The sequence below is a fragment of the Aquidulcibacter paucihalophilus genome (assembly GCF_002105465.1).
GTDB lineage: Bacteria > Pseudomonadota > Alphaproteobacteria > Caulobacterales > Aquidulcibacteraceae > Aquidulcibacter > Aquidulcibacter paucihalophilus.
On the sequence record NZ_NCSQ01000069.1, the window covers coordinates 22,433 to 46,965 of the forward strand.

The window sequence follows — 24,533 nt, forward strand, 5'->3', positions numbered from 1 at the left end:
GCTCCCTTTGTTATACGTCTGCTTTAATCTGCAAGGGCGTGATCGCCAAGGCAGAGGTGGCTTTGGCGGAGATTTTTCCCCGACAATCATAGAGGTCTGCTTCAGCGAACATGATGCTAGGCCCCTTGTTGGTGATGCGGGCGGCCACTTCGATCTTGCCGATGCGAACCGGGCGCAGATAATGGACGTGCAAATCAATTGTGCTGGCAAAGCTTTTGGGGGCGACTTTCAACATCGCCATCATGCCCATGACGTCATCGAGCATGGCAGAGAGAAATCCGCCCTGAATATAGCCGGTTGGATTGGCAAATTCGGGTTTACCTGCAAATTCAACCCGCGCCGTTCCAGCCTTCACATCCATTTCAATCAGCCTGAAGCCCAAAGTTTGTGAGCTTTGCGACGGCTGCTTCATACCGATGTCGAGGAAGGTTTGGGCGTGGTCGGTCATGCGCCAATCCTCACAGGGCAGGCAAGCGAATTGCCAATATAGCAGGCCTTGTGGGCCTTGTGGTGCAAGAGGTCGATGTCGGCGGCACCCGGGATCACATCGCCACTCCAACTGATCTTGGGGTTCAGAACCACCTCAACAAAGCGTTCCACACCGGTATCGTCCTTGCCCAAGGTTCCGACGGGCGTATCCTGATACGTATCGACGATGAAGCCAGCCTGTTTGGCAAAGGCCAAAAAGAACATCATGTGGCAACTGGCTGTGGCCGCTACCACCATTTCTTCTGGGTCGGCAGCGGGCACCGTGTTCGATGGCAAGGGCAGGGCGGTTGTAACGGCAATTTCCACCCCGCCATCAAAACTGGCCTGATGCGTGCGGGCATACTTGCCGTCCGAGAAGACAGCGTCGCCGCGTTGCCACAGGATGGAGGCGGTGTGCGTGCTCATCCCTTGGCCCCGTCGACCAGAAGTTGGACTTCATAGGCCATTAGTCCCGTGGTCATCTGCTCGTACAAATAGGCGCGATGATCTGGATTCTTGTCAGCCTGCATGTCGTCAATCGTTTCCTGGAAGCTTTCCACCGCCAGCTGATTGATCTCGTCTTCGGTTGCTGCATGCGCGAGAGCCAACCGCACCGAGAGTGCCCGCAGCGTCTCATCAGTGGGCTCAGCATTGGCTTCAATGAGGGCCAGCGCGTCAGCTATGGCGGAGTGGAGGGGATCGTTCACAGCGTCCTCGCAATCAGAACTTTCATGACTTCATTGGCCCCGCCATAAATGCGTTGGACCCGGCTGTCGCGCCACATGCGCGCAATAGGCATTTCGTTCATATAGCCCCAGCCGCCGTGCAATTGTAGGCATTCGTCCATCACTTCATTTTCAACGTCCGAAACCCAATATTTGGCCATGCTGGCGGTGGCAGGGTCGAGCTTGCCTTCCAGCAACAGCTCAATGCAGCGGTCGCAGAACGTGCGTGCGATGGTGGCTTTGGTCTTGCACTCAGCCAGTTTGAATTGGGTGTTCTGGAAGTCCATGATCGACTTGCCGAATGCCTTGCGCTCTTTGACATAGGCGATGGTTTCGGTCAGGGCGCGCTCCATGCTGGCAACGCCCTGAATGCCGATTTGCAGGCGTTCACTGGCCAATTGCTCCATCAACTGGATGAAGCCCATGCCTTCAACCGGCCCCAAAAGATTGGACGTTGGTACACGCACATCATCGAAGAAGAGCTCGGACGTATCTTGTGCGTCTTGGCCGACCTTGTCCAAGTTGCGACCCCGGCGGAAGCCCTCCACCTCATTGGTTTCAACCACGATCAGGCTTGTACCCTTTGCGCCTTGGCTTGGGTCAGTCTTGGCGACGACAATGATCAGATCGGCCGTCGCACCATTGGTGATAAAGGTCTTGGAGCCATTGATCACATAGTGATTGCCGCTTTTGACCGCAGTGGTCTTGATCCCCTGCAAGTCAGAGCCGGCACCGGGCTCGGTCATGGCAATCGCGCCAACCAATTCACCCGAAGCCATTTTGGGCAACCATTTTTGCTTCTGCTCTTGGCTGCCATAATGTTTGATATAAGGCGCGATGATGGCATTGTGCAAAGGCAGGCCAAAGCCGTCGATTCCCATGGTGCCCATCACATCCATAATCACGGCTTCGTGGCGGAAATCACCCCCACCACCACCAAATTCCTCGGGCATTGACACGCACAGCAAACCCGCTTGGCCCGCTTTGGTCCACATCTCGCGGTCAACAATGCCATTTTCCCGCCATTTTGCACACGCCTCGGGTGGGGCTTCTTTGGCAAAGAAGCCGCGCACGGAATCCTCAAACATCGTGAGTTCTTCGCTATCGCGCCAAGCGGCTTTCGGCATGGTGATGGCTGTCATGGTGTTTCTCCCTTGAGCGTCGTCATTTCATTATCGCTGGTCCTCCCCCGCCTTGCGGGGGAGAAGAAATTTGATTGCGCCTGTCCTCCTCCGCTGTGCGGGGGAGGGGCTTAAAACTCCTCAGCGCTCAGTGCCATGACTGGGGCGGCCCCGGTTTTGACCTTGGCCAAATGGCTGGCGATTTCGGGTAAGATACGGTCGATGAAATAGCGGCCGGTCTTGATCTTGGTGTCGTAGAAGGGCTCAGAACCTGCCTTGGCAAAGGCCGCCTTGGCCATCAGGGCCCACATATAGGCAAGACCTGTCAGCCCAAACACATGCAGATAATCATGGCTGGAAGCCCCGGCATTATCAAAATTGCTCATGCCATTGGCCATCAGCCACATGGTGGCGTCTTGCAATTGCGCGCGGGCCGAAGCCAGACCGGCAATAAAGGGAGCCAGCTGTTCATCACCTTCATGTTCAGCCACGAAGGCGTCAATTTCGGCAAAGAAAGTCTGAATTGCCCGGCCACCATTGGCCGCGAGCTTGCGCCCAACCAAGTCTAGCGCCTGCACGCCATTGGTGCCTTCATAAATCATGGCGATTTTGCTGTCGCGCAGGAACTGGCTGGCCTGATAATGCTCGGTAAAGCCAGAGCCGCCATGGACTTGCAGCGCGTCAGACGCATTTTTGTGGCCCTTGTCGGTCAGATAGGCTTTGAGGACTGGGGTCAGCAGGCTCATATAATCACCTGCTTTTTGGCGCACAGCTTCATCCGGGCTCTTGTGGAGCAAGTCGCCATAAAGGGCGGTCCAGTACAGGAAGGCGCGGCCGCCTTCGGTATGGGCTTTGATGTCCATCAACATGCGGCGGACGTCGGGGTGCACCAGAATATTGTCAGCGGGCTGATCTGGCTCCTTCGGGCCGGTCAGGCTGCGGCCTTGGCGGCGGTCCTTTGCGAAAGCCAACGCCGCCTGATAGGCCGATTCACCCACAGCCATGCCTTGCAGGCCGACGCCGAGGCGGGCTTCATTCATCATCACAAACATGATGGACAGGCCCTTATTGGGCTCGCCAATCAAATAGCCTGTGGCTTCTTCATATTGCATCACGCAGGTAGCATTGCCGTGAATGCCCATTTTTTCTTCAAGGCCCACACAGGTTACGGTGTTACGCGCACCCAAGCTGCCATCGGCGTGCACGATGAACTTTGGGACGATGAAGAGCGAAATGCCCTTAACCCCTGCTGGCGCGCCTTCGATACGGGCGAGGACCAGGTGAATGTGGTTGGATGTCATCGAGTGTTCGCCACCCGAGATCCAGATCTTTTGGCCCGTAATCTTATAAGTCCCGTCAGCTTGGGGGACGGCTTTGGTGCGCAAGAGGCCCAAGTCCGTGCCACAATGTGGCTCGGTCAAATTCATCGTGCCGGCCCATTCCCCGCTGGCGAGCTTGGGCAGATAGAGGTCCTTTTGCTCGTCTGTGCCGCCTTCATGGATTGCCGAATAGCAGCCATGGGTCAGGCCCGGATACATGCCAAAGGCCATATTGGCTGACGAGGTCATCTCGCTATAGGCCATGTTGACAACATGGGGCAGGCCTTGGCCACCATAAGCGGGGTCGGCGCTCAGCAACGGCCAACCAGCCTCTACCAGTGCATGATAGGCTTCCGTGAAGCCGTCTGGCACAGTGACCGTATTGTCGGGATTTAGTTTGCAGCCCTGTTTGTCACCGACCGAATTCAACGGGGCCAGCACATTTTCGCAGAACTTTGCGCCTTCTTCGAGGATTTGGTCGCGTACATCTTTTGGCGCATCGGCAAACCCTTCGAGGTTGGAAAACCGGTCTAATTGTAACACATCATCAAATAAAAACTTCATGTCGCGAACGGGTGCTTGATAGCCCATTATGTATCTCCCTTGGCGGCCGGTAGCGGCTGGTGGGTCTTGAAACTCAAACCGAACCAGCCGCTGGCCTATCCTTGTTGTTGTCGTCGTTTTTCTTCGTGAGGGCCCTGAGCAGGCCTTGCCTTGGCTTTTTTAAGAGGCTTTTTCGTTTACAAAGGTGACATCTTCGCCATCGAGGCGGGCGCGCGCGACCGCGTCATAGGCAGATGCCCCGGCCACTGCCAGATCAGCGGGGGCCTTCGCCAATTGCTCATTGAGCCATTGGACGCCGTTTTCGAGGGTCTCAATCGAACCAACAATGTCTTCACGCTGACGCTTCAACAGCTCAATTTGCTTGATATATTTGTCGCGTGTGCGCTGCATCTGGGTGCGCTGATTGTCGCCCAGATCATAGAGGTCGATCATCTCGCGGATTTCCGACAAGGAAAACCCGACCCGCTTACCGCGCAAAATCAGCTTTAGGCGGGCACGGTCACGCACCGAATAATGTCTGTTCAGGCCTTCGCGTGCTGGGCTTAACAGCCCCTTGTCTTCATAAAAGCGCAACGCGCGGGCGGTCGCACCAAATTCACGCGATAACTCACCGATCGTCCAAACCCTGTTCTTCTCAGTTTGATCAGACATAAAAGACCTCCAGAGGTGACCTTGGACTCGCGTGTGGCTTACGTTTACGCACACGTCAAGTAAAATCTTAGTGTTACCGTCCCTACGCGATTGGGGAAATGCCAGTATCGCCACCCCGCTTGCACGAACCTGCGTGCTTCTTCCTTAGATTTCAGCTTTGTTGCGAGCCCGAAACAAAATGAGTGGGGAAAACCGGTCGTGCGTATCAAACTGTGGAATGTTGCTGTGGCTGTTGGCGGGTTAATGGCTTTCGCCAGTGTTTCCGCAGAAGCGGGGGCCTATCGGCGGCCCATGGACGCAGCAAGTGTTGCAGCCCCCATCCCAAATCAAAATGTTTCTTCCCATGGTCAGGGCGAGGATGCCGATCGTTCCAGCAATCGTCGGACAACCCCTGCGGGCTATCCGGCCGAGACCGAGGTCAATTTTGCGTGGAATGGCATGGAAGGACCGGCTTATGGCTATGGCTATACGCTCAATCTGCCTTCGGATGGCAATTGGCGGTTTATTGAGCCTCGTTGCTATGGCAGCCGAACTGGCCAAGTCTGTGTTGATGGCCATTGGGTGCGCCGCAAACCCGGACGCTGCGAAGAGGTAACCGCCCACAGCGTGCGTCGCGGCAATTATATCCGGATGGTCCCGCTAGGCCCCGTTGCCGGTTGTCGACGCTAAGGCTGGTCTCGGCCGCCTAAAGCCGCTAACAAAGCAGGATGCTGGACGATCAGGATCAGGCGCGGGATGCCTATTGGATGGGGCGAGCCTTTGAGCTTGCAGAGCAGGCCGCTCGCTTGGGAGAGGCCCCGATTGGGGCTGTTTTGGTGGATAGTAAAACCCAAGTCCTGGTAGCTGAAGCCCATAATGAGCCGATTTCTTTGCACGATCCATCTGGGCATGCTGAAATCTTGGCGATCCGGCGGGCAGGGGAGGCTTTAGCCAATTATCGGCTGGCCCCGGACCTAACCCTTTATGTGACGCTAGAGCCGTGCACCATGTGCGCTGGAGCTATCAGCCACGCGCGTATTGCCCGTTTGGTTTATGGCGCGTCTGACCCAAAGGGCGGGGCCGTGGAGCATGGGGTACGGTTTTTTGAGCAAAAGACCTGTCATTGGCGACCCAAAGTGACAACGGGGATTTTGGCGGATCGTTGCGCTGACATTTTGCGTACTTTCTTCCGTGCCCGTCGCGGATAGAGCCCTTCCATTTCAGCGTCAGCCATGCGCCCGCTCGATCGACCCGTTGAGTCTGAGCGCAAAAAAGCAACGGTTGCTTCTTGGCTAAACGAGGAACTGCTGTTCTTGCAGGGCCAGTTGTTATGAAGAGATGAGCCATCTTTGGGTCAACGCTTCAGAGCCCTTCGGTGGAGCCAGACAGGTTTTGCTTATGGTGGCGCGCCATGAACTGAGGGGCCCTTCTTATTCGTGGGGGGAATCACTAGATAGGTGTGCTCAAGGAGCCTCTCATGTCAGAAACCCGCCATGCCCCCGTCCTTATCATTGGTTCTGGGCCCGCCGGCTATACAGCCGCCATTTACGCTGCCCGAGCCATGCGCCAGCCCGTGCTGGTCGAAGGACCCCAACCCGGCGGGCAACTGACCATTACGACCGAAGTCGAAAACTATCCAGGCTTTGCGGATGTTATCCAAGGGCCTTGGCTGATGGAACAAATGCGCGCTCAGGCAGAGCATGTTGGCACGCAAATTATTTCCGATTGGATCATGGAAGTTGATCTGACGAGCCGCCCCTTTAAGGCGATCGGCGATGGTGGCCAAGTCTATACCGGCGATACACTCATTATTGCGACGGGTGCGCAAGCAAAATGGCTGGGCCTACCTGAAGAACAAGGCCTTTGTGGCTTTGGCGTTTCGGCCTGCGCCACATGCGATGGCTTCTTCTATCGCGGCAAGGAAGTGGTTGTTATCGGCGGCGGGAATACCGCTGTCGAAGAAGCGCTGTTCCTAACCAATTTTGCTAGCAAAGTGACTTTGGTACACCGCCGTGCGGAATTGCGGGCAGAGCGCATCCTGCAAGACCGGCTGTTTGCCCATCCCAAGGTCGAAGTGGTTTGGGATAGTGCGGTGGAAGAAATTTTGTCTGACCCCGAACCAAAGTCTGTTACCGGGGTGCGGCTGAAGAATCTCAAGACCGGGGCGCTTTCTGACTTGCCGGCCCATGGCGTGTTTGTTGCCATTGGCCACAAACCTGCAACGGATTTGTTCATTGGCAAAGTCGCCATGCGCGATAATGGCTATATCATTGTTGAGCCTGGCACGACGCGCACCAATGTGCTAGGCGTGTTTGCTGCGGGCGATGTCGCTGACGAAACCTATCGTCAGGCCGTTACCGCTGCGGGTCTCGGCTGTATGGCGGCGTTGGAGGCCGAGCGTTTCCTCGCAGAGCATGGACAAGAAGCCACCGCTCCGGTCTGATTGAGCGGGCTTTGGGAAACGCATACTGCGGCGCAAGGTGTATCACAGTCTTGTGAACTTGCCCCGAGCTGTATTCACGCTTCGGTGCCTTGCGCATCGAGGCCATAGCCCCATATGCAGCCCACTACCGCAGTCCGGGCCCCTCTGGCGATCAAGGCGTTGATCGTGATGTCGGATTGATTGTTCTCGTGGAAGACGCAGCCATCAAGTGGGGGGACCGGGGCTTATGGATGCTCTGCCTTTTTTAACCGCCGTTTACGCGGGCCAGCCAATATGGCTGTGGCTCGCCTTTTTGTCATTCATCGGTTTCTTATTGTGGCTTGATCTTGGGGTCATCAACAATAAGGACGGGGTGGTATCGGCATCGAAATCTGCCAAAATGTGGGCGGCTTTTGCCAGCCTTGCCGTCGCCTTCGGGGCCTATGTCTATTTCGTTTATGAGCCCGATCCGCGCTATTACAACAGCCCAGACAATCTCAACCAACAGGCGGTGATCCAGTATTTCACCGGCTATTTGTTGGAAACGGCGCTGGCCTTCGACAATATCTTCGTCATCGGCATGATTTTCACCTTCTTCGCTGTTCCGCGCGAATATCAGCATCGTGTGCTGTTCTGGGGGATTATTGGCGCGATTGTGTTCCGGGCAATCTTCATTGGCTTGGGCTCCGCCGTCGTGAATGAATTCACCTGGGTGCTTTATATCTTCGCCGCCTTCTTAATCTTCACCGGCTATAAAATGTTGTTCGGTGGCGACCATGAGATGAAGTTGGAAGACAACCCGGTCTTGAAGTTCGTCAAGAAGCGTATGCGCGTGACGGAGACGATCGAAAACCACAATTTCTTCGTGAAGAAGCCGCATCCAGACGGTTCGGGTCGGCTGGTTCTATGGGCAACGCCTTTGTTCTTGGCCTTGATGATGGTTGAGTTGGTCGACATCGTTTTCGCCGTTGACAGCGTGCCTGCCATCTTCGCCGTGACCCGCGATCCATTCATTGTCTATACGTCCAATATCTTCGCGATTTTGGGCCTGCGGTCGATGTATTTCATGTTGGCTGAAGCTGTCGAGCGCTTCAAATACCTGAAATATGGCTTGTCGTTGGTGCTGGTTTTGATTGGTTGTAAGATCATCTGGAACTTTGGTCTGTCGAAAGAGCTCAAGATGGTGCCTTATATGGAGCCACATTGGTCGTTGATTGCCACCTTGACGCTCTTGGGCGGCGCAATTGCCTACTCTTTGTGGAAGACCCGCAAGACCGACGCGTCATCAGATATCAAGCCAGCCGAATAATCGGCTCGGCCGCATAACAAACAAGAAGGGCGGGACCGCAAAGTCCCGCCCTTTTTTGTCAGAAATCTGAAGGTGGTGTTTGATTGGACTCTAAGGGTGCGGAGCAACTGCGGAGGGGGTGGCAGAACTCTTTGTTAGGCTCGCGAATACGCTCAATCAGCAACACCAAAATAACCATCGTTAGGACCAGAATGGCGATGATGGCTTCAAGACTAATCGGCAAAGCAGTACCAATAGTAGCGAGCCATTTCTTCCAAGGGCTGCCGTCTTCGACCATTAGTTCAGGCGGGCGACAACATAATCGGCAAGATTTGCCAAAAGGGCCGGGATGACCCCCTCGGGTAGGAGGGCAAGGGCTGCCTTCGCTTCGGCAATATGGCCCCGGGCTTCATCCAACGTAGCCTCAACAGCCCCCCGCAGACGCATGGTTTGGATTGCAAAGGCGAGGTCCTCGTCCTGATGCTTGCGCGCCAAAACCCGTTGCCAAAATAAGCGCTCTTCCCCTTGGGCGCGCTCGAGCGCGATGATCAAGGGCAGAGTTGCTTTGCCTTCGCGGAAGTCATCGCCGGTATTCTTGCCTAAGCTTTGAGTAAGGCCGCCATAATCAAGAGCATCATCAACAAGTTGGAAGGCGAGGCCAAGTTTCAGTCCGAACTTAGCAAGTGCCGCAACCATCTCATCAGAAGCCCCTGCCGTAATGGCACCGGCTTCACAAGCAGCGGCAAACAAGGCCGCAGTCTTTGCTTCGATCACTTGATAATAGCGCTCACGACTGGCTTCACCGCGATTGGTGGTGGCCAATTGCAACACTTCGCCTTCGGCAATGGTGCTGGCAGCCTTGGCCAGAATATCCAACACCCGCAGAGAGCCCGTTTCCACCATCAGATTGAAGGCACGGGCAAAGAGGAAGTCGCCGACGAGAACGCTGGCCTTATCGCCCCAAATCAGATTGGCAGCGCGCTTGCCGCGCCGAAGTGACGATCCATCAACCACATCATCATGCAGCAAAGTGGCCGTGTGAATGAACTCAACCGCCGTGGCGAGCTTGATTGCAGGCTCCCCACCTCCGCCACAGGCACTTGCTGAGGCCAAGGTCAATAAGGGGCGCAAGCGCTTACCACCCGCATCGACCAAATGATGGGCCACGTCGGGGATCAAGCCGACTGGGCTGTCCATACGTGCTGCAATTTCGGCTTCAGTCGCCGCCAATTCCGATGCCAACACGGCCGCGAGCGCTTCAGTCGGATTAACCGACACGGCATCAACTGGGCGAGTGGTGACATTCACGACAACTTGTTCCTTATAAGTCTTTTAATTCCATGCCCTCTTGAGGGGGCTTGGGTCAAGCATGTGCTGCTTCCAACCTTGGCGTTCAAAACAGTTTAGTTGACAGAGACCCGATTTCCCGTCTCAACCAAGCGCCTGTACACGTAGTTGGGATACATAGTTGGACGCCCGTATGATCGAAACAACTCATGATATATTCCTGAAGGGGGCTTTGACCATAGAGCAACCCAGCAAGGGATACCGGGCGGGTACAGATGCTGTTTTATTAGCGGCTGCGGCAGCCGCCATTCCAGCAAAAAAAATCCTAGAGGCAGGCTGTGGGGTGGGTACGGCCTTACTAAGCCTTGCTTGCTTGCGCGCTGATTCGGACCTCGCACTGATCGGCCTTGAGAAAGATGAGGCCGCTTGGTCATTGGCCTTGGCGAATGCGGCTCGCAATAAGTTGGCTGGTGAGGTGCATTTTGTCTTGGGCGATGTTTTGGCACCAGATGAAGCCCTTTTGGGCCAATTTGACCTCGTCTTTTCCAATCCCCCTTATTTCGACGACGATCAGGCGATCCGCGATCCCGATGTGTCGCGCCAGGCTGCCTATATTTTGGGGGCACCTTTGGATCTGTGGATCAAGGCCATGTTGGCCATGGCTAAGCCGAAGGGCCGTTTCCTGATGATCCATCGCGCAGATCGCTTGCCTGACATTCTCGCAGCGCTTCGAGGAAGGGCGGGGGATCTTGGAATCTGCCCGGTCCGACCCCGAGCTGGGGATCCGGCGAAACGGGTCCTAGTTTCTGCTCGTAAAGGTTCCCGCGCGCCGCTGCGTCTCTTAGCTGGGATCGACATGCATCCACCTGTGGGGGAGGGCCGCTTTAGTGCGGACTATCAAGCGATTTGCGACGGTGGGACCTTGGCCGTCTAGACCTAGCCGCCACTTCATCGTAACGCCTTATTGGAAGCGGCAAGCCGACAAAAGAGCCGCCCACTTTTCTGCTCAGGAGTGACCATGACCGACGTGTCTGCTTTGTTTCAGCCCCTCACCATTCGCGGTGTGACGATCCCAAACCGCATTGCCATGGCCCCCATGACGCGCTCCTTCTCGCCCAATGGTGTCCCTGGACAGAATGTAGCCGATTATTACGCGCGCCGGGCTGCGGCCGATGTGGGCCTGTTGATCACCGAAGGCACGGTTACGGATCGAAAAGGCGCATCCAACGACCCGAACGTGCCCCGCTTTCATGGTGCAGACGCTTTAGCAGGTTGGGCCAAGGTGGTCGAAGACGTCCATGCCCAAGGCGGCAAAATCGCCCCCCAGATTTGGCACCAAGGCATGATGCGCAAGCCCGGCACAGGCCATTATCCTGATGCGCCGACCGATAGCCCCTCTGGTCTCACCCATACCGGTAAGTCCGTTCTACCTGCGCCGACCACCGAAGAAGTTTGGGATATGGTGCAGGCCTATGCACGCGCTGCTGGCGAAGCCGCTAAGCTGGGCTTTGATGCGATCGAAATCCATGGCGCACATGGCTATTTGATCGATGAATTCTTCTGGGATGTCATGAATATCCGAACCGACCGTTATGGTGGCTCTTTGCCAGAGCGCGCGACTTTTGCGGCAGAAATTGTTGCCGAATGTCGCAAGCAAGTGGGTCCTGATATGCCGATTATCTTGCGCTTCTCGCAATGGAAGCAGCAAGATTACACCATCAAGCTGGCCCATACGCCGCACGAGCTTGAAGCCTTCTTAGCCCCGATTGTGGCAGCAGGCGTCGATATGCTGCATTGCTCGCAACGTCGCGTCTGGGAGGCCGAATTCCCCGATGTGGATGGCGAGGATGGCCTTAATTGCGCAGGCTGGACCAAGAAAGTCACCGGCGTGCCGACCATCACCGTTGGCTCCATCGGTTTGTCGAGTGATTTTGCCGGTTCTTTCCGGGGTGAAGGCTCTGCCAAAGCGCCGCTTGATGATGTCGTCCGCCGCTTGGAGAAAGGCGAATATGACATGGTCGCCATCGGGCGCGCCTTACTGCAAGATCCCGAATGGGCCAAGAAGGTCAAGGAAGGCCGTACCGATGATCTGATGGATTACGATGGTAAGGCTTTGGCGACTTTGTATTGATCCCCAAGTGGTTGAATAAGGATGGGCCTGTCCGATGTGGTCAGGCCCATTTTTCTTATGAGGCGGTTGCGAGTTCTTCCTCCGCCTTCGCGGCGCGCATTTCTTCCGCCTTGGCTTCCACCAGTTCCACTATATGCTCAATCATATCGTCGTTGGAGAGCTTATGATGGGCTTTGCCGGCCATATAGACCATGCCAGCACCCTTGCCGCCGCCGGTAAAACCTAAGTCCGTATAGAGTGCCTCTCCCGGCCCATTGACCACGCAGCCAATGATAGACAGAGAAATTGGCTCTGACACATGTGACAGGCGGCTTTCCAATGCTTCCACGGTGCGGATCACGTCAAAGCCCTGGCGCGCACAAGACGGGCAAGCAATGATGTTCACGCCACGTGTGCGCAGGCCTAGGCTCTTGAGAATATCATAGCCGACGCGCACTTCCTCTTCAGGCTCTGCCGAAAGCGATACCCGGATCGTATCCCCAATCCCTGCCCATAAGAGCGAACCAATGCCAATGGCTGACTTTACGGTTCCAGAGCGGGCGGCCCCGGCCTCTGTCACGCCCAGATGGAGCGGGCAATCAATCGCCTCGGACAAGGCTTGATAGGCGGCAACGGTCAAGAATGTATCGGAAGCTTTGACCGAAATTTTGAACTCATGAAAGTCGAGATCTTGCAAGATGCGTGCGTGGTCGAGCGCGCTTTCCACCATGGCCTCAGGGCAGGGCTCACCGTATTTTTCAAGAAGATCGGCTTCCAGTGACCCGGCATTGACGCCGATGCGGATTGAACAACCATTATTGCGCGCGGCATTGACCACTTCGCGCACCCGTTCGGCAGAGCCAATATTGCCCGGATTGATGCGCAGACAAGCCGCCCCCGCTTCAGCGGCTTCAATCGCACGCTTATAGTGGAAATGGATATCTGCCACGATAGGCACTTTGGCAGCGCGCACGATGGCTTTTAAGGCAGCGGTAGACTCAACATCAGGGCAAGACACCCGAATAATGTCCACGCCGACATCTTCGCAGCGCCGGATCTGGTCAATCGTGGCCCCGACGTCTGGCGTAGGCGTATTGGTCATAGTCTGGACGCTAATGGGCGCATCGCCTCCAACGGCGACTTTCCCCACCATGATCTGACGGCACTTACGCCGCACAATGGTGCGCCAGGGGCGGATATGTTCCAGACCAGTCGCCACGTCGATACCTCTTGCTTCCTTTTGCCTTAAAAGGCCGATCCTCTAAACGGGATGGGACGGGCCATTGAGACCAGAGCCAAAAGACGCGAAGTCCATCACCCGCACGCTATCGCGTAGGCGCAACTATAGGACGGCTTTCACAGAAGTTCCAGTCACGAGCCTGTGCGGCTGGCTATTGGGCGGCAGGGGCTGCGGCCTTTGCCGGAGCAGGTGCTAGTGCCGCTGGAGGCGCTACGACCGATGAAGTTGTCGCACCTGTCGGTCCAGGTGTCGCGCTGGCAGGTGCTACCCCGTCTGCAGGAATCGTTTGGTTTGCGGCGGGCTGATCCTTCGCCAGTTTTGCCGCAAGTTTGGCAGCCTCTTCAGCAGCTAAGGCTGCAGCGGCTTCAGCTTCGGCTTTCGCTTTGGCCGTTGCAATCGCTTCAAAATCAGGTACGCGCCAATTGACGACTTTGATCCCGGCTTCACCAACAATCGCCGTCTCACCATAGCCGCTGGCTTCCAGCACGCCCCCAAATGGTGCCGAGACGAACCAGCGTCCAAGCCCATCGGTGGAAATACTCTCATCCTTGCGCAGGATGCGATCTGTCACCAAGGCACCGTCTTCACCCCGCAGCGTAATGCGCACGTCTTGCAAGGCCTTCAAAGTCGATAAGGGTTGCACATCGGCCGTGGCTTGGACGGGCCCCTTGGGTTGCGCTTCGGCCCACGCCTTGATCGTCTCGTCGGGCGGGGTAACGACATCAACCGGTTGTGGCTTAATCGCATGCAAGCTTGCCCACACGATTAACCAACCCAACAGCGCCAAAGCGACAACTGCACCGACTGGGGCAACAAATTTTGAAGGTTGGGTTGCAATTTCAGACTCGCGTCGGCGTTGGACGGGTTCCCACGCATCGCGGAACTCACTCACCAAACCATCGCAATCGACCAGGCCCAAAAGCTCACCATAGGCACGCACATAGCCCAGCGCATAGCCAAGGCCGGGTAGCTTCTGGAATTGCATCGACTCAATGGCGGCGACCTGCTCTGGCTTAAGCTTAAGGGCACCGGCCACTTGATGAATGGATAGCTCTTGATCGCGGCGGGCAGCTTGCAAACGAGCGCCAGGACCATCCGCATCTGGATTGTCTACAGAGCCCACCAGACGCAAATGCGCGCGCCCTGCATGGAGCGTCTTGGCTGCGTCTAACGTGCGTGCGGCCTCTGCCGGACTCATCGTGTCAATCCTTAATCTCTACACCGCACCACACTGCGGGCATTTAGTTTAGAAATCCTTAGCGCGATTTCGTGTCAGTTTACTATAACCTTGTGTGTTTTTGCATAGTCTTTCAGTGCATTGCGGAGGTGCCCGTCGCCTTTGAGCAACAAAGACATCAAGGTTTTGGAGAATTCTTCCCCATTGAGGGACATCAGCATCCGTTTGACCGGACCGATTCCCGCTGCGGGCATCGAAAGGCGCGTAAAGCCCAAACCAATCATCGCCATCGCTTCAAGAGGGCGGCCGGCATGCTCACCACAAATGGAGATCGGGGTTTGGCCTGCGCTGTCGCGAATATGCTTCAGGAAGGTGAGTGCTGGCCGCGAGAGAATGTCATAGCGGTCGGCGACTTTCGCGGTGCCTCGATCCGCGGCAAAAAAGAATTGCATCAGGTCGTTGGTGCCGATCGACAAGAAATCGGCATGTTCGGCAATTGAGGCGGTATCCCAAGCCAAGGCGGGGGCCTCAATCATGGCGCCTGCTTCAACACGACTTGGACCAAGCCGGCCATTGGCGCGCGCCCAAGCCAGTTCTTTTTCCAACAATTCCCGCGCGCGATGGAACTCATCCACCACGGCCACAAGCGGGAACATAACGCGCAAAAGCCGGCCTTCGGCAGCCCGAACAAGGGCGCGCAATTGGTAGCGCGAGAGACCAGGCCGATCGAGACCCATGCGCACGGCACGCCAACCCATAGCCGGGTTTTCTTCCCGCTCTGTCGGCATATAGGCGGCAACCTTATCGCCACCGAGGTCCAAGGTCCGGAAGGTGACCGGTCGGCCTTTGGCAAGGTCGAGCGCTTCGGTATAAAGTGCGGTCTGGGCGTCAAGGCGGGGCAGCGAGTCTGCAATCATGAATTGGAATTCCGTGCGATAGAGGCCCACCCCACTGGCCCCGGTTGTTTCCAATTGCTCTAAATCAATGGCCAGACCCGCATTCAGCAATAAGTGGATTGTTCGTCCGTCCAATGTTTGGCTCGGCAAATCTTTTGAGGCGGCAAACAATTGCTGCTCGGCACTTTGGGCTTCAAACCGGCTATGCAAAGCTTGGGAGACCATTCTATCTGGGCGCAGATAGGCTTGGGCTTCATTGCCATCCACAATAATGGTGTCACCTGCTTCGACGCGGGAGAGCAAATTGGGCAATTGGCCCAGCATTGGCACGCCCATCGCCTTGGCAACGATGGCAGCATGAGAGGAGGGGGATCCTTCTTCCAGCAGGATCGCTTTGATGCGGCCACGACCATATTCGAGCAGCTCGGCTGGGCCGATGTCGCGGGCAACCAGAATGGAATCCTCGGGTGCCTCCTTGCGATCACCGGCATCGCCCGACAAATAGCGCAGCAGGCGATTATCCAGTTCTTCCAAATCATGCAGGCGGTCGCGAATATAGCCGTCTTTGGCACTTGTCATGCGGGCGCGGTGCTCAGACCGCACTTGCTCGACAGAAGCCTCTGCCGTCAGGCCGTTTCTGACCCCATCGCGTAACCGGCGTTCCCACGAGCGGTCTTGGCTTAGCAGATGAAAGGTCTCCAATACTTCGAAGGAGGTGCCCCCAAGGGTCTGCACATCCCCCGCTAAGAGCGCTTCCAGGCCCGAGCGCAATTTGGCCAGACCTTCATCGAGCCTTTGTTCTTCTGCAACGGGATCGTCGGACAAATAGCGCGTTGGCTCAACGTCTGGGTCGTGTAGCAGCGCCTGTCCAGAGGCGAGACCACGCGAATAGGCTTTGCCCTTCAAGGTTTCTGGAGCGGTGGGCTTGATCTGAAATTCTGATAAGGCCCCAGTCAGGTCTTCAACCGAGACGATTTCGGCCAAAACCGTAGCGATCAGTTGGAGCGCTTCAATTTCATCATCTTCGTAGGTGCGCGCATAGCGGTTCTGGACAACCAATACCCCAACAACCCGGCCACTGCGAAGAACTGGCACCCCCATGAAGGATTGGAACGGGTCTTCCCCAGTTTCAGGGCGGTAAGAAAAGCGGGGATGCTTTGGCGCATCGGCCAGACTGATCGGCTCGACCCCTTCGGCAACAAGGCCGACAAGGCCTTCGCCGGCCTTCATCCGCGTGCGGTGGATCGCATCACGCGACAAGCCTTCGGTCGCAAACAGCTCCAGCGACCCATCTGAGCGACGGAGATAAATTGAGCACACGTCTGCCACCATCGTCGTGCCAATCTGCGCGACGATCCGGTCTAAGCGGGTTTGGGTGTCGACGTCCTGTACCATGACATCGCGCAGGCGACGCAATAGAACGCGTGACCCCCCCGCATTGCCAGAAGAAACAGGGCTCATTCACTTCCTCGAAACGGTGCGGTGTGGCACCCGCACGGGCAGGACCACACCATAAGTCACCTTCCTCATACAAGAGAAGGGATAAACTGTCCTTCAAAGCGACAGCATTTTTTGCTGCAAGCTGCACAAAACTTAGGCAGCGTCGAGCCCATAGGCCGTATGCAGAGCCCGGACCGCTAATTCTGTATAGGAGCTATCAATCAGAACCGAGATTTTGATCTCGGACGTCGCGATATTTTCAATATTGATCCCCTTTTTTGACAGGGCATCAAACATGATACGGGCAACGCCGACATGCGAGCGCATGCCAACACCGATTACAGAGACTTTCGAGACGTCCTTTTTGACTTCCACTTGCTCAAAGCCAATTTGCTCTTGGGCAGCACTCATCAGCGCCATGGCGCGATCGGCTTCACGCTCGGGGACGGTAAAGGTCATATTGACCGCGCCTTCGGTGCGGGACGGAGCTTGGACGATCATGTCCACATTGATGTTGGCTTCGGCCAAGCGGCCAAAAATATCGGCCGCGACGCCGGGGTGATCCTGCAAAGCCTTCAGCGACACTTTGGCTTCGTCGCGCGAATAGGCAATGCCCGACACGATTTGCTTTTCCACAATTTCATCCTCATCACAGACCAAAGTTCCAGGGTTAGGTTCACCGGGTTCAACAAAACTCGACAAGACGCGAACGGGCACACGTTTGGCCATAGCCAGTTCTACCGACCGCGTTTGCAAGACTTTTGCCCCAAGCGAGGCCATTTCTAGCATTTCCTCATAGGAGATTTTTTCAAGGCGTTGGGCCTTAGGCACCATGCGGGGATCCGTTGTATAGACCCCGTCGACATCGGTATAAATGTCGCACCGCTCTGCCTTTAGGGCTGCGGCTACGGCGACAGCAGACGTGTCTGACCCGCCCCGACCCAACGTCGTAATCCGGTCTTCTTCGGTCACGCCTTGGAAGCCCGGGATGACGGCGACTTCGCCGGAATCAATCGCTGCAGCTACTTCATCGGCATCAATGTCGGAAATGCGGGCGGAGCCGTGAGTTGAGCTCGAGGCCACGCGGATTTGCCAGCCTTGCCAGGACCGGGCAGGGATACCCATGCTGCGTAGAGCCAGGGCCAAAAGGCCGGTCGTCACCTGTTCGCCGGTCGCCACCACCACATCATATTCATCGTCGAATAGTTCGGGCGGCAGGCCTTCGCCGGCTTGGCGGGAAAGTTCGACCAAGCGATTGGTCTCGCCCGACATGGCCGAAACCACCACGGCGATCCCGCGCCCGGCTTCACGCTCGGCACTGACCAAACGCGCAACGCGACGGATACGTTCGACGTCTCCTACAGAGGTTCCACCAAACTTCATCACCAGACGCGACATGCTTCCTTGCTCCTCAGCTATGCCATTAGACGCAGAAATCTGCTGTTACAAACAGACGATGGCTCTCGACGCGCGCGCTCTTCGCTCTATGAAGTCTTAAGGTCAATCCTTTTACATGTTGCAAACTGTCATACAGGTGAGTTGAACCCAATGCCGAAAGCCAGCCAAGACGCGACACTGGAGATGCCGCCACGCTCGCCCTCGATCGATCCGGCTGAAGTGGCCAAATTTGCAGCTATGGCTGAAGACTGGTGGAACCCCCATGGCAAATTCCGCCCGTTGCACAAGTTCAACCCCACGCGGCTGCGGTTTATTCGCGAAACAGCCGAAGCGCATTTCGGGTTGACCCCCGGCGCTGAAATGCCACTTAAAGGACTGAAACTTTTAGATATTGGCTGTGGCGGCGGGCTGTTGAGTGAGCCAATGACGCGCCTAGGGGCCAAGGTTACTGGGGTGGATGCGACCGAGCCCAATATCAAGACCGCCATGACTCATGCAGCCCAAATGGGCCTTGAAATTGACTATCGTCATGGCACAGCCGAAGGCTTGTTGGCGGCAGGCGAGGGCCCTTTTGACATCGTGCTCAATATGGAAGTGGTAGAGCATGTGGCCGATGCAGCAGCTTTTCTAAAGAATACTGCCCACTTAGTGGCACCAGGCGGATTGATGTTTATCGCGACCATTAACCGCACCCCAAAAGCGTTGGCGCTCGCCATCATAGGGGCCGAACGAATCTTGCGTTGGTTGCCGCCGGGCACGCATGACTATGACAAGCTCGTCAAACCTTCTGAAATTCAAGCGGCCCTAAAACCCGAAGCGGGCTTGACCCTCGATCAGCCAATCGGTGTCAATTACAACCCCTTGATGGACCGCTGGTCTTTAGGGGCAGATACCAGCATGAATTATATGATTGTGGTACGCAAAGCGGCCTGACGCCCTTGTTGATAGGTGACCGACCCAAGACGAAAACAGGACCAGAGCCTTGGGGCTTGGTCCTGTTCTCACCGTGCGGCATTTGCCGTCTGTCGATTCTTGAGGATGAAGGGTGAAAACTACCCTTCACCCTGCTCTACATGTCGTCCATGTCGCCATCATCAGAAACAGGATCACCCGCCAAGACTTCGGCCAGAATACCCGCGTTTTGGCGCACTTTATGCTCAATCTCAGCGGCCATTTCAGGATTTGCCTTCAAGAAAGCGCGGGCATTGTCTTTGCCTTGGCCGATCCGCGTGCTGTCGTAAGAATACCACGAGCCGGATTTCTCAACGATCCCAGCTTTCACGCCCAGATCAATCAATTCGCCCTGCTTGGAGATGCCTTCACCGTACAGAATATCAAACTCAACTTGTTTGAATGGCGGGGCGACTTTGTTTTTAACCACTTTGACGCGGGTGACATTGCCCACCACATCTTCCTTGTCCTTGATCTGGCCGATCCGGCGGATGTCCAGACGGACCGAGGCATAGAATTTCAGCGCATTACCGCCAGTTGTGGTTTCTGGATTGCCGAACATTACGCCGATTTTCATCCGGATCTGGTTGATGAAGATCACCAAAGTTTTGGAGCGCGAGATTGAGCCGGTCAATTTGCGCAACGCTTGGCTCATCAAACGGGCTTGTAGACCGGGCAGGCTATCGCCCATGTCCCCTTCGATCTCAGCCTTGGGCGTCAAGGCCGCAACCGAGTCGATCACCAAAACGTCGACCGCACCAGAACGCACCAAGGTATCGGTGATTTCAAGGGCTTGTTCGCCCGTGTCTGGCTGCGAGATCAACAGATCACTCAAATCTACCCCGAGCTTGCGGGCATAAATGGGGTCGAGTGCATGTTCGGCGTCAACAAAGGCGCAAACCCCGCCACTCTTTTGGGCTTCGGCAATACAGTGCAGCGCCAATGTGGTCTTACCCGAGCTTTCAGGTCCATAGATTTCGATGATCCGGCCGCGAGGCAGCCCACCAATCCCGAGGGCAATATCGAGACCCAAAGAGCCCGTCGAAACCGATTCAATTTCTACAGCTGCGCCTTGTTCCCCCAAACGCATGATCGAGCCTTTGCCAAAGGCACGCTCAATCTGGGACAGGGCCGATTCGAGTGCTTTTTCTTTGTCCATATCGTTTTTTTCCACCAAGCGAAGCGCTGCATTTGAAGCCTGAGTAGCCATCTTTGAACCCCTTTTCACGATTCCCGCCTGCATCGGCACAATGGGCTCAGTGGAGCTGTGTGCAAACCAGACCTTGTCACATCATGAGGGGTTTGTATCTGATATGTTCTTAGAACACAAGTGGAACAAAGTGGATTAATCTACTTTTTTATAATTTATACGACCGATTTTGACGTATCAAGCCGCTGCAAGTTCTGTTTTGACCCGTTCTGCCAATTGTGCCAGCGTAAATGGCTTTGGCAAGAAGGAGATGGAGCGTTCATCTTCCAGGGTCTGTGCAAAGTCTTGCTCAGCATAGCCAGACATAAACACGATACGGGCGTGGCCCAAATAGGGCTTAGCGGCCTTCAGAAGACCTGGCCCGTCAAGACCGGGCATGACCACGTCGGATAAGACGAGGTCAAAGCTATTGGGGTCGTTTTCCAGAATTTCGAGTGCTTCTTCCCCGTCACCAGCGGAGGTCACATGATAGCCGCGTTGGGTCAGAAGACGGGTCGCGATATTGCGAACACCCTCTTCATCTTCAACAAGCAAGATCCGTCCGCGTCCAGCCAAATCCATCGGCCGGGCTTCAGCGATTTGGGCTTGGGCTTGGGGCAAGTCGTCGCTGACTTCGTCGGCAGTCGTGGCAGGCAAGAAGACATGGAAAGTCGTACCCTCATTTTCCACTGAGTCGAGGGCGATAAAGCCGTCCGACTGTTTGATGATGCCATAGACAGTGGCAAGGCCAATGCCCGTGCCTTTGCCTTGTTCCTTGGTCGTGAAGAAGGGTTCAAAGATTTTTGTGGCAATATCTTGGCTCATACCCGTGCCAGTGTCGGTCACCGAAATCATCGCCCAATCGCAATTTTCAATATCGGCGATGGAGAGGCCCTTGAGTGCGGCGCGCACGTCTTGGGTGGTTGCGCGTTTTGTGCGCACGGTAACCGAGCCCTTACCCTTGCCAGACATCAAGACCGCATCGCGAGCATTGGTAACTAAGTTCATAAACACAGTTTCAAGCTGTTGCTTATCGGCACGCACATTGGGAAGGTCACGGCCATGGGTAATTTCAAAGACGATCCGTTCGTCCAAGACTTGCCGCATCAAAACGGCAAACTCGGTCAAAACCGCTCCAACATCGAGAACGTCACGCCGGAAAGTCTGTTTGCGAGCGTAGGCCAACAGCATTTTGACCAGTTCCGCCGCCCGCGCGCTGGTGTTTTGAATGCTCTGCAATTCGCCATAGCTGGGGTCACCCACTGGATGGCGCGCCAATAAGGCATCGCAATTCAGCGTGATCACCAAAAGGAAGTTATTGAGCTCGTGGGCGACGCCACCGGCAATTTGGCCAACCGCCTGCATCTTGCTGGTCTGGGCCAGGCGGTGTTCCATCTCCCGCCGGGTTGAGACGTCAACCAAGAGAAGAGCAGCACCATCATTTTCGTCTTCCAAGAGCCAGCCTTCGCAGGTCTGACCGCCGGTCGTGGCCATATCCAGTTCGATGGCACGTTGCCCACCCACTTCGAGGCGGTCCAGATCATCGACATGGGCAGGGGCAACAAGTTCAGACAGCTTTGCCCCTTTGCCGGCACCAGCAATCCGGATGAAGGCCGGATTGGCTTCTTGAATAATTGCGTGGCGCGCGTCGCGTCGGTCCAAACGGGCAAAGCCGACCGGCGCTTCGGCAATCAGGCGTGCAAGGCCTGTTAACAGAGACGAGGTTGTTTGGACGGCAAGAGCGGCTTGGGAAACCGAAGCGGCCCCATCTTGTGCTGGTGCTTGGGGCTGTGCGGGGTTTTCGATCTTTGTCAGGCGGACCAAAGCATGCTCGCCAATCGCACTCACCCGGACCCGCATGTCGCCTTGGGTTTCATCTAAGCTCAACGCACGGCGAACCGCTTTAGACGCCCGAAAAGCGCAGGCCTGATCCAACAAGCTCATCAGGAGGGGATCAATTGAGACCGGTCGATACAGGGCGTCGTATGCAGCATTGGCGGCGAGGAAGCGCCCAGAGCGTGTGAAGAGGGCAGCAGGCCCATCCATACTTGCCAGCCAGTCGTGCGACTCCGACCGGGAAAACATCTTCAATAGTCCAGCCATGCTTCTGCGCCCCAAACCGGTCCAAAGATGCACCTATGCGGCGTTTTGGACTCGACTCTGGAGAGAATCACCTGATTTGCGCCGCGCGGCTACACCCAAAATCACTCCAATGATTTTTGCTACAGCTTGATAATGTTCAGCCGGGATCGTCTCTTCGAGATCAACACTCGCATAGAGAGCACGTGCCAAGGGCGGATCTTCGATAATCGGCACATCGGACTCGGTGGCGATTTCGCGAATTTTCAAAGCTAGATTATCGACGCCTTTGGCCACACACACAGGCGCTGGGGTTTCGCCTGCCACATAGAGTAAGGCGACAGCATAGTGGGTTGGGTTGGTGATAATCACGGTTGCTTCTGGCACTTTTGCCATCATGCGATTGCGCCCGCGTTGCATCCGGATCTGACGCAGCTTCATTTTGATCTGCGGATCACCTTCTAGCTTCTTATACTCGTCCTTTTGCTCCTGCTTGCTCATGCGGTTACGCTTGATCCAGGAAAAACGCTGGATTGCATAATCAGCAACCGATGCGACCGCGATAATGCCGATCAGCGCAAAACACAGCTCCAAAAGAATCTTGACGAGAACGGGCATCAAAGCCGCCGGCTCCATCGCCACCAAGATTTGCATTTCCTTGGCATGGGGGGCCAAGATCGCGTAAGCAACCCAGCAAATAATGATCAATTTCACCACGGTCTTGGCGAAGGTCAAAAGGGCTTCAGCCCCGAATAAGCGCTTGAAGCCGGCTATGGGCGAGATTTTCTCAAGCTTCGGCTTCATTTTTTCGCCGGTGAATAAGAAGCCTGATTGCACCAGATGTCCGGCAAGGCCCGCAATGAAAATGGCACCTACCGTTGCGCTCATAAGAATGGCGAGGCGCCCGCCGACATCTAGGCTGAGTCGCTGCAGCGCGCCGCTATCGACCGCAAATTGCTCTGGCCGTTCGATGAAAATTGTCATGTAGCGGGTCAGATCATGGGCGCTGTGCAGGCCCAGGGTCAAAAGAACCGCAACGCCCGCTGTTAAGACAAACAAAGTTGCAATGTCTTGCGATTTGGGTACGTCGCCCTTTTTTCGTGCCTCATCCAGTTTGTACTGACTGGGGGCTTCGGTTTTTTGGGATTCATCTTCTTCCATCGGGCGGCCTCAATTCAAAGACCGACCAGCGGCGGCGATGGCTTCAAGCCATACCAACATACCGGCACCTGCAGTGATCGCAAACAGCATGATGCCCAACAACACTTGGACCGGTTGGGCAATGAAGAAAACTTGGATGGCAGGCGCAACGCGGTTGATGATGCCCAAAGCGACATTGATGACGATGCCAAACAGCAATAGGGGCGCGGTGATTTGAATCGCCAAGGAAAAGGCTTGGCTGAAGGCGCGTAGACTAAATTGCGCGATGTCGCCTAAGGGCAAAGGTCCGCCCGGCAAGAAGTTCTCAAAACTCTTTGCTGCCCCTGAAATGAAAAGGTGATGGACATCGCTTTGAAACACGAGCGCTGTCCCCAATAGCGCCAAAAAGGTGCCGAACACCGCCCCTTGTTGCTGCTGGGATGGGTCAAACGCCATCGCCATGCCTAGGCCTGTCTGCATGCCTGCGATCGCCCCCGCCGTGGCCAAAGCGGAAAACAAAATGCGCGTGGTAAGCCCCAATGACAGACCGATTAGGATTTCCTTGCCGATGGCCAGAAACATCAAAGAAATATCCGACGGCAAGGGTTCAATTTTGCTAGAAACCACGGGTGCCAAGGTAAAGGCAATGAAAAGGGCGACCATCAAGCGTGCACGCGTCGGCACAAATTGGTCACCAATACCCGGTGCAAGCATCATCAGCGCGCCAACGCGCGCAAAGACGAGACCAATTACCCATACTGTCTGGGGCAGGAGTTCCATCCGCGGGGCCCTTTAGCCCGCGCCGCTTGACGCAACTTTAGTCATCATCTGCGTCATAAATTCGCCCAGCATCCCGCCCATCAAGGGCAGAAATAAAAGAAGCGCCGCAAAGATCGCAAGGATTTTAGGAACAAAGACAAGGGTCTGTTCTTGGATCTGCGTTAAGGCCTGCAACAGCCCGATAACCAAACCCACAGCCAAGCCAACCAGCATGACCGGTGCCGACATTGCGATCGTCAGCCAGATTGCATCACGGGCAACATCGAGGACTTCTGGGGCGTTCATCGTCAGCTTCTCCGACTCAGGGCG

23 protein-coding genes are annotated in these 24,533 nt (G+C 55.8%); 7 read left to right on the top strand and 16 right to left on the bottom strand.

Annotated elements, in window-relative coordinates; translation table 11 throughout:
• Positions 1 to 10: 10 nt before the first annotated feature.
• From B7364_RS05540 to B7364_RS05565, 6 genes are all read right to left on the bottom strand, one after another.
• Positions 11 to 448 carry a PaaI family thioesterase gene (locus B7364_RS05540; protein ID WP_085338940.1) on the bottom strand — a complete coding sequence of 146 codons (438 nt, stop codon included), beginning with the start codon at positions 446 to 448 and terminating at the stop codon, positions 11 to 13.
• Positions 445 to 894, bottom strand: a complete 450-nt coding sequence (locus tag B7364_RS05545) for an OsmC family protein (protein ID WP_085338941.1) — start codon at positions 892 to 894, stop codon at positions 445 to 447. Before B7364_RS05545 ends, B7364_RS05540 begins: the two co-directional genes overlap by 4 nt.
• Positions 891 to 1,175 carry a hypothetical protein gene (locus B7364_RS05550; RefSeq protein WP_085338942.1) on the bottom strand — a complete coding sequence of 95 codons (285 nt, stop codon included), beginning with the start codon at positions 1,173 to 1,175 and terminating at the stop codon, positions 891 to 893. The genes B7364_RS05545 and B7364_RS05550 overlap by 4 nt, the downstream gene beginning before the upstream one ends.
• Positions 1,172 to 2,335, bottom strand: coding sequence for an acyl-CoA dehydrogenase family protein (locus tag B7364_RS05555; protein ID WP_085338943.1), 1,164 nt, complete (start codon positions 2,333 to 2,335; stop codon positions 1,172 to 1,174). The genes B7364_RS05550 and B7364_RS05555 overlap by 4 nt, the downstream gene beginning before the upstream one ends.
• 110 nt (positions 2,336 to 2,445) lie before the next feature.
• Complete coding sequence (locus tag B7364_RS05560) at positions 2,446 to 4,224, bottom strand: acyl-CoA dehydrogenase C-terminal domain-containing protein (protein ID WP_085338944.1); 1,779 nt, start codon at positions 4,222 to 4,224, stop codon at positions 2,446 to 2,448.
• A gap of 132 nt (positions 4,225 to 4,356) precedes the next feature.
• The gene (locus B7364_RS05565; RefSeq protein ID WP_085338945.1) at positions 4,357 to 4,848 is read right to left on the bottom strand and encodes a MerR family transcriptional regulator; all 492 of its coding nucleotides are present in this window, start codon (positions 4,846 to 4,848) and stop codon (positions 4,357 to 4,359) included.
• A gap of 198 nt (positions 4,849 to 5,046) precedes the next feature.
• Here B7364_RS05565 and B7364_RS05570 point away from each other — a divergent pair, with 198 nt between their 5' ends.
• From B7364_RS05570 to B7364_RS05585, 4 genes are all read left to right on the top strand, one after another.
• Complete coding sequence (locus tag B7364_RS05570; protein WP_085338946.1) at positions 5,047 to 5,517, top strand: hypothetical protein; 471 nt, start codon at positions 5,047 to 5,049, stop codon at positions 5,515 to 5,517.
• Between the two features lie 38 nt (positions 5,518 to 5,555).
• The gene (gene tadA / locus B7364_RS05575) at positions 5,556 to 6,035 is read left to right on the top strand and encodes a tRNA adenosine(34) deaminase TadA (protein ID WP_106407568.1); all 480 of its coding nucleotides are present in this window, start codon (positions 5,556 to 5,558) and stop codon (positions 6,033 to 6,035) included.
• A gap of 269 nt (positions 6,036 to 6,304) precedes the next feature.
• Positions 6,305 to 7,270 carry a thioredoxin-disulfide reductase gene (gene trxB / locus B7364_RS05580; protein WP_085339017.1) on the top strand — a complete coding sequence of 322 codons (966 nt, stop codon included), beginning with the start codon at positions 6,305 to 6,307 and terminating at the stop codon, positions 7,268 to 7,270.
• Positions 7,271 to 7,496: 226 nt separating this feature from the next.
• A complete protein-coding gene (locus B7364_RS05585; protein ID WP_085338947.1) occupies positions 7,497 to 8,558 on the top strand; it encodes a TerC family protein in 1,062 nt (353 codons plus the stop codon).
• A 276-nt stretch (positions 8,559 to 8,834) separates the two neighbouring features.
• On the opposite strand, the gene B7364_RS05595 is transcribed toward B7364_RS05585, so the two are convergent.
• On the bottom strand, positions 8,835 to 9,845 hold the full coding sequence (locus B7364_RS05595; protein ID WP_232780819.1) for a polyprenyl synthetase family protein: 1,011 nt from the start codon (positions 9,843 to 9,845) through the stop codon (positions 8,835 to 8,837).
• Positions 9,846 to 10,017: 172 nt separating this feature from the next.
• Between B7364_RS05595 and B7364_RS05600 the strand changes: the two genes are divergently transcribed.
• Complete coding sequence (locus tag B7364_RS05600; RefSeq protein WP_085338949.1) at positions 10,018 to 10,758, top strand: tRNA1(Val) (adenine(37)-N6)-methyltransferase; 741 nt, start codon at positions 10,018 to 10,020, stop codon at positions 10,756 to 10,758.
• An 84-nt stretch (positions 10,759 to 10,842) separates the two neighbouring features.
• Positions 10,843 to 11,955 (top strand): NADH:flavin oxidoreductase, encoded by a 1,113-nt coding sequence (locus tag B7364_RS05605; RefSeq protein ID WP_085338950.1) that lies wholly within the window; start codon positions 10,843 to 10,845, stop codon positions 11,953 to 11,955.
• 55 nt (positions 11,956 to 12,010) lie between these two features.
• Here the strand turns inward: B7364_RS05605 and ispG are convergent, their stop codons facing one another.
• From ispG to B7364_RS05625, 4 genes are all read right to left on the bottom strand, one after another.
• Positions 12,011 to 13,153, bottom strand: coding sequence for a flavodoxin-dependent (E)-4-hydroxy-3-methylbut-2-enyl-diphosphate synthase (gene ispG / locus B7364_RS05610; protein ID WP_198534060.1), 1,143 nt, complete (start codon positions 13,151 to 13,153; stop codon positions 12,011 to 12,013).
• Positions 13,154 to 13,325: 172 nt separating this feature from the next.
• Positions 13,326 to 14,372, bottom strand: coding sequence for a helix-turn-helix domain-containing protein (locus tag B7364_RS05615; protein ID WP_085338951.1), 1,047 nt, complete (start codon positions 14,370 to 14,372; stop codon positions 13,326 to 13,328).
• A 74-nt stretch (positions 14,373 to 14,446) separates the two neighbouring features.
• A complete protein-coding gene (gene ptsP / locus B7364_RS05620; protein ID WP_085338952.1) occupies positions 14,447 to 16,708 on the bottom strand; it encodes a phosphoenolpyruvate--protein phosphotransferase in 2,262 nt (753 codons plus the stop codon).
• Between the two features lie 132 nt (positions 16,709 to 16,840).
• Positions 16,841 to 18,085: an aspartate kinase gene (locus B7364_RS05625; RefSeq protein WP_085338953.1), complete on the bottom strand. Its 1,245-nt coding sequence runs from the start codon at positions 18,083 to 18,085 to the stop codon at positions 16,841 to 16,843.
• Positions 18,086 to 18,235: 150 nt separating this feature from the next.
• Here B7364_RS05625 and ubiG point away from each other — a divergent pair, with 150 nt between their 5' ends.
• Positions 18,236 to 19,018: a bifunctional 2-polyprenyl-6-hydroxyphenol methylase/3-demethylubiquinol 3-O-methyltransferase UbiG gene (gene ubiG / locus B7364_RS05630; protein ID WP_085338954.1), complete on the top strand. Its 783-nt coding sequence runs from the start codon at positions 18,236 to 18,238 to the stop codon at positions 19,016 to 19,018.
• A gap of 136 nt (positions 19,019 to 19,154) precedes the next feature.
• On the opposite strand, the gene recA is transcribed toward ubiG, so the two are convergent.
• From recA to fliQ, 5 genes are all read right to left on the bottom strand, one after another.
• Positions 19,155 to 20,195 carry a recombinase RecA gene (gene recA, locus B7364_RS05635; RefSeq protein WP_232780820.1) on the bottom strand — a complete coding sequence of 347 codons (1,041 nt, stop codon included), beginning with the start codon at positions 20,193 to 20,195 and terminating at the stop codon, positions 19,155 to 19,157.
• A gap of 228 nt (positions 20,196 to 20,423) precedes the next feature.
• A complete protein-coding gene (locus B7364_RS05640; protein ID WP_232780821.1) occupies positions 20,424 to 22,310 on the bottom strand; it encodes a response regulator in 1,887 nt (628 codons plus the stop codon).
• Between the two features lie 51 nt (positions 22,311 to 22,361).
• Positions 22,362 to 23,465 carry a flagellar biosynthesis protein FlhB gene (gene flhB / locus B7364_RS05645; protein WP_085338956.1) on the bottom strand — a complete coding sequence of 368 codons (1,104 nt, stop codon included), beginning with the start codon at positions 23,463 to 23,465 and terminating at the stop codon, positions 22,362 to 22,364.
• A 9-nt stretch (positions 23,466 to 23,474) separates the two neighbouring features.
• A complete protein-coding gene (gene fliR / locus B7364_RS05650; RefSeq protein ID WP_085338957.1) occupies positions 23,475 to 24,224 on the bottom strand; it encodes a flagellar biosynthetic protein FliR in 750 nt (249 codons plus the stop codon).
• A 12-nt stretch (positions 24,225 to 24,236) separates the two neighbouring features.
• Complete coding sequence (gene fliQ, locus B7364_RS05655; RefSeq protein WP_085338958.1) at positions 24,237 to 24,509, bottom strand: flagellar biosynthesis protein FliQ; 273 nt, start codon at positions 24,507 to 24,509, stop codon at positions 24,237 to 24,239.
• Positions 24,510 to 24,533: the final 24 nt, after the last annotated feature.